The following is a 3275-nucleotide window of genomic DNA, read 5'->3' as shown; positions in this document are numbered from 1 at the left end:
GATTGAGGGGGGGAGGGATTCTTTTGTGCGCTCTTGAGAGCTGCCGGGCGGTAGCTGAATCTGCAGGTACGCCATGCCGGAAATCAGGGTCAGCCAGGCGACACCCGCCAGGGCGCTGAGGAGCGCAATCCACTGCAGGGCGTTGAAGATGACCCAGGGGGCGCGGGTGCGACCCAGACCGTAGTCGATGCGTATCATGTCGCGTTCGAGCAGCTCGGGTAGCTCCGCCTCGCGGGAGAGCGCGGCTTCCTTCATGCTGCGCTTCCACGGCTCGTCGATACGGTTCGCCATCTGCTTGCTGTACTGGCGCACGGCGTTTGCCATGCCCGCCTTCTGCGCCGCGCTCAGCGGGGGCAGCGAGGAGGCCACCAGCTCGGGTGCGTTCTCGCTCTCGGAGCCGAGCATGCTCGCGGACTTCTCAGCTTTAGAGGTGCTCTTCGTTTCGTCCTGCTGTCCCAGGTGCAGGCGGCGCAGGGGGTCGGCCTTCAGGCGGCTCATCCAGCGGGTGAGGATCCAGCCGGTGCGCTGTCCCGCGGCACGGCGGTAGGAGGCGGTTGCCGCCTGCAGAACCTGCTCGGCATGGCTGGAGGTGTAGCATGCCTGCACGAGCTTTTGTTCCGCTTCGAGGGCGTAGGCTCCGGCGAGCACTGTGCCCTCTCCTCCGGCGTAGGTGCGCAGCTGGGAGGCGGTGGCATGCAGCTGAGCGTCGGTTCGTTGCAAGGACAGGCTCTTGGCGGCGGCGACCTGCGCGAGCAGGTCACGGAGCACATCCACGCCCTCACCGGTTCGGGCGGAGACGGCGATGGGCGCGGCGAGCAGGTGCGCGTCGGTGCCCTCAGCCTGCAGCAGGCGGGTGAGGGATGCGAGCACGGCGGGTACCTCGGCGGGTGCGAGCTTGTCCGCCTGGTTGAGCACGCAGAGCGCCTGCGCACCGGATGCGGCAAGCGGCACCATGAAGTCGCGGTGGATGACGGCGTCGGCGTACTTTTGGGGGTCGACGACCCAGACGAGCACGTCTACGTAGCGCATCATGCGGGCGGCGAGGTCGCGGTTGGTGGTGGTAACCGAGTCGAAGTCGGGCATGTCCAGCAGGATCAGGCCGCCGGTTCGGGTGCGCATTTCGCCGCGTCCGCCTACTGCGCGGCGGATGCGGTTGAAGAGTCCGGGAGCGGGTTCGGTTACCGCGTTGGGTGCGGCTACTCCCCCGCCAGCCCCATTATCCTTGGTTGCTTCTCCTCCGGCGGCGAGCGCCTGAGTTTGCGGGTAAACGCGCTTGTCGATGCCGAGCCAGTCGAGCAGTTCTTCGCTGCCTTCTGCCTCCCAGATTGCCGCCTGCACGGTGGAAGTGGTCGGGCGCGTGGGCGCGGAGAGGGCGATGTTCTGCCCGGCGATGGCGTTGAAGAGGGTGGATTTGCCGCTGCCGGTCGCGCCAAAGAAGCCGATGACCGTGTGTTCGGTGGAAAGTTCGCGGCGCTGGCTGAGGCGTTCGAGGGTTTCGGCGGCGTCGAGCAGCACGGTCTCAGGGACTCGTCCTTCGCCGTAGCTAATGGCTTCCTTGAGGGAGGCGACGGAGCGCGCGAAGGGCGAGGTCGCCACGCCGGGGGCGGCGCCTCGCTCGGTGTTGCGCTCTGCGCTGGCGTTCTCGAGTTTGTTCTCGGGGGTAGTCATAGTGCGTTTTTCTTCGTCTGTGGTGCGGGATGCCTGTCCGGAGTGGTTTAGCGGGCAACCGTGCCGTTAGCGCGGGCCGCGGTGTGGCTTTGCGCGCTCATTTCCGCGGCGATTGCCTGCACCTGTTCGGCGGCGCGGTGAATGTCCTCGGCGTCAGCCTGCGGGTCGGTTTCTTCGAGCACGGCGGTGAAGGGCTGGGCGTGCTCGGTGAGCAGCCCAGCCATGCGGTCGAGCAGGTCGGTGCGGGCGCGGGTTGCCATGCGGCGCACGGCGTCTTCACCAAAGATGGACTCGAGCAGCTTGGTGCCGACCACGCCGCTACCGCCCGCAATACCCGCCTCAATACCGGTAATGCCGCCGGTGAGGCTGAACGCGGCGACCATGAGCATCACGGCGGCGGCGTTCACGCCCAGGGAGAGGAAGCGGGCACGTTTGCGCTTGTCGGCGCCTTCTTCGCGAATCATTTCGAGCACGGAGCCCTGCCATAGGCGAATCTGCTCGGCTACGGCTGCGGAGAAGATGTCCTCGGCGGATTGCACCTCGCCCTTAGCTTCTGCGTTCTGTTCGGGCACAGCAGAGGTAGCCTGCGGCGCATCCAGGCGCGCCAACAGGGAGCGTCCGGCGCGGCTGGCACGCCAGCGGGTGCGGGTATTTTCGGAGGCGCGGGCGGCTGCATCCAGCACCACGGCGTGAATGCCGCTTTCAAGGGCGTCTTCTACCTTCTGGGCGGCGGCGGGCTGGCCGCGCAGGGCGGAGCCGACGCGGTCACGCAGGCGACCGATGGTGCTGTCGAGGGAGCGGAAGAAGTCGCCGGTTCCCACGAAGTCGTGCCAGCGCGAGAGCACTTCGCCGCGTAGCAGGGAGCCGTCGGAGAGTGCCCCGTCGATGGTGGTCAGCGCGTTCTCGTATTCTTCGGCGGCGATGGTGGCAAGCGACTGGTGCGCCGCCTGCTGGCGGGCCTGTTCGGCGGCGAGCACCTGCAGGTTGCCCGCGAGGGTTTCAACGGCACCGGCGAGGGTCTGCCGGGCAATGGCGGCACGGGCGGGCGCGTCGGCGCCGAGTTCGCGGATCCACAGGGTCAGCGGGGCGAGGCTGACGGGGGCGAGCATGCCGCTTTCGTCGCGCGGCTGTTCGGTGACGGTGTGAATCAGTACAGCGTGGATTCCCGCCTCGTCGAGCATGCGTCGCAGGTCGTTTTCGATGGCTTCTTCGTCGCCTTCGGGCACGCGGTTGAGCACCACGGCAATTGCGATGGAGCGTGCGGCGGCCTCGTGGAGCAGCTCCCAGGGCACGGCGTCGGCGTAGCGGTTGGCGGTGGTGACGAAGAGCCACAGGTCAGCAGCGGAGAGCAATTCCTTAGCGAGGGTGCGGTTTTCCTCGGAGACGGAGTCGATATCGGGCGCGTCAATGAGCGCAATGCCCTGCGGCAGCGCCGAGGTAGTAATAGGAATGAGGGCGCGCGCAATCTTCGGGTCGAGGCCGGGTAGTGCCTGCGATCCGGCGTTCATGCCGGAGGTGCGGGTGCGCGGCAGGGTGGGCAGGAAGCGTTCGGGTGACAGCGCCGCCTCGTCTTCTGCGCGGTGCAGGAGCACGGGGTGGCGGGTGGT

Annotated in this window: 2 protein-coding genes; both read right to left on the bottom strand. The window is 67.5% G+C overall.

Annotated elements, in window-relative coordinates; all coding sequences use genetic code 11:
• Positions 1-1668: GTPase (locus tag HXO69_RS08805; protein WP_296546590.1), on the bottom strand; the 1668-nt coding region annotated here is incomplete at its 3' end.
• Positions 1669-1715: 47 nt separating this feature from the next.
• Positions 1716-3275, bottom strand: a 1560-nt coding sequence (locus tag HXO69_RS08800; RefSeq protein WP_296546588.1) for an ATP-binding protein, incomplete at its 5' end; no start/stop codon positions are given.

It is taken from the genome of Rothia sp. (in: high G+C Gram-positive bacteria), assembly GCF_015265375.1.
In the GTDB taxonomy this organism is placed as follows: domain Bacteria; phylum Actinomycetota; class Actinomycetes; order Actinomycetales; family Micrococcaceae; genus Rothia.
Note: the sequence above shows the minus strand (reverse complement) of the source record. Positions and strands in the feature narration are given on the sequence as shown.